This window comes from Kitasatospora sp. NPDC085895 (assembly GCF_040702125.1).
GTDB lineage: Bacteria > Actinomycetota > Actinomycetes > Streptomycetales > Streptomycetaceae > Kitasatospora > Kitasatospora arboriphila.
In genome coordinates this window covers 1-2328 of sequence record NZ_JBFBJY010000212.1, presented here as the reverse complement: position 1 = coordinate 2328, position 2328 = coordinate 1, and the positions used below count along the sequence as shown (strand labels likewise).

At 69.4% G+C, this 2328-nt stretch carries 3 protein-coding genes; all 3 read left to right on the top strand.

The genetic code is table 11. The annotated features are described in order from the left end of the window. Window positions 1-73: 73 nt before the first annotated feature. On the top strand, window positions 74-367 hold the full coding sequence (locus tag AB0442_RS42270; RefSeq protein ID WP_366168818.1) for a transposase: 294 nt from the start codon (window positions 74-76) through the stop codon (window positions 365-367). 51 nt (window positions 368-418) lie between these two features. Beyond that, complete coding sequence (locus tag AB0442_RS42265; protein ID WP_366168817.1) at window positions 419-715, top strand: hypothetical protein; 297 nt, start codon at window positions 419-421, stop codon at window positions 713-715. Between the two features lie 624 nt (window positions 716-1339). Then, window positions 1340-2328 (top strand): glycoside hydrolase family 16 protein (locus AB0442_RS42260; RefSeq protein ID WP_366168816.1); only part of this gene is annotated, 989 nt, incomplete at its 3' end.

Here is a 2328-nt window from a genome sequence, read left to right as displayed (position 1 = left end):
AGCGATACGTTGCCCGAGAGATCCACCGCTGCCTGTCCGCCTCGCCACTACCGCTGCCTGCACCCCGAACGGCTTGACGAACCATAGGGGCATCAACTCCACCCAGCACACGGACGCGGCGATGCGCGAGCTGTTGGCCGCCCGCAGCAGCTGGCTGACCGTCTTCCACCTGCCGCCATACGCGCCGGACCTGAACCCGGCCGAGGGCGTATGGGCCCACCTGAAGAAGTCTCTGGGCAACCTGGCCGCCCGCACCCTCGACCAGCTCGCGGCACTCGTCCGCACCCGGCTCAAGCGGATGCAATACCGCCCCGACCTGCTCGACGGCTTCATCGCCGAGACCGGCCTCGTGCTCACCCCACCGTAGTCACCCCGAAACCAAAAGATCAGATTCGACGCTCTCGCCACCGACACTCCCATGCCTCAGATCCTGCGCACGGCCAAACGCGCTTACGTCCCTGCCGCGACGGCCACGGCCAGGCCTGTGGCGGCCGGGCGGGACAAGGTCAACTACGCCAGCCTGGAACACGCCGGCAAACCCCACAAGGGCCGCACCCAGGACGCCGAAAAAGCCCTGGTACGCGCACACTTCGACCAGATCAACCAGCGGCTCGAGGCCGAGGGCATCCGCACCATCGACCTGACCAACCCCGACCACGTCAACCGCTACGACCTCCACATCCTCGCCCAGGAACGCGGCATCAGCACCACCTGACCACCCCGCACTCGACGGCGGCAGCGAACCCCGGCCCGCGCCACAGGCAGGGCCCCGGCAAGGTCGCGGAATGCCTGAGTTGTCCCCTGACTTCCGAGCCGGCCGGACGCAGCTGAGCTGCGAGGCTCGCTTCCAGAGTCAGCCGAGAAGGTTCGGACAATCCGGGCAAGTCGCGACTATGCCGGAGCCCTGGCGCCACAGGAGACCGATAACCGGGAACCGCGGGACATGCCGTACGAGGCAGCAGCAGAAGTGCCGCAGCACCGCCATCGGGAATCGGGTGGCCCCGGTCTCTGGCCGCCGGGCGACAGGGGTCCGCACCGTCCCGGATGCCCGGCTGACAGGGCGATGCGGAATCCAGACGCAGATACGCCGTACCGCACCATGAGCCAGCTCATGGCACCAGGTCGACATGGGTCTGGTGTAGCCGACATCACACCGGTCTCCGCCCACCCTCATTCATCGGGGACTTGGGGCATTCACGCGTCGTCTCGGCTCGGCTCGGGCCGGCATAGGGGCTTGCGCGGCGGCTGTGGGGGCGCGCAGGCTCTGGCGCTGAGCGGTCCGCCCTTCCGGTCTCGGAAGGGCGGACCACGTCCGCGCGGGGGGATGAAAGGTTCCCTCATGCCCCAAAACTCCAAGCACCGCCGCACCACCCGACTGACCGCCCGCCGGGCCGCCGCTCTCGGGCTCGCCGTCACCGCCATCGGAACCGGCACCGCAGCCTGGGCCGCCCCGCACCGCTCGCCCGACCCCGTCGTCGTCGACTCGCTGACGCTCAGTTCTTCTTTATCGACCAGCGACACTGCGGTGACCGCCACCGCCAAGGTGCACGCCACCCAGCGGATGGCCGTGCAGGCGCTGACCGTCGCGGTCCGCTCCGCCAGCGGCGCCAACTACGACTTTCCCGGCGCGATCCCGACCACGCTGACCTCGGCGCAGCAGACCTTCACACCCCAAAGCCGGACCTTCCCGGCCGGCGCTTACACCGTGTTCGTCGCCTACAAGGCGAACAACGTCTGGCACAACCTGGCGCCGAAGAAGGCATTCACCTCCACCGGCAACACTGGGACACCGAGCCCCCCGCCGTCCGCGCCAGCCACCTCGGCCCCACCGACCCCAACCCCGGTCCCGACCCCAATCCCCTCGACAAGCCCCACTCCGACCACCACCACTACGCCGACCACCGTGCCCAGCAGCGGCGGCCCGCTCGGCATCACCGGCAGCTGGCGCCAGGTCTTCGCCGACGACTTCAACGGCACCTCGGTCGACTCCGCCAAGTGGACGGCCAACTGGCTCGGCTGCGCGACCTGCACCACCCCGCCCGTGAACTCCTACGAGAAGGCCGCCTACGCGCCCTCGCAGGCGACCGTCAGCGGCGGCAGCCTGCACCTGACGGCCACGCCGAAGGCCGCGACGGCGAACGGCACCTCCTTCCCGTACACCTCGGGCATGGTGCAGAGCAACGGCAAGGCGCAGTTCACCTACGGCGCCTTCGAGGCCCGGATCTACCTGCCCGGCAGCGGCGGCAAGATCTCCAACTGGCCGGCCTTCTGGACGGACGGCCAGAGCTGGCCGACCGACGGTGAGATGGACGTGATGGAGGGCCTGGG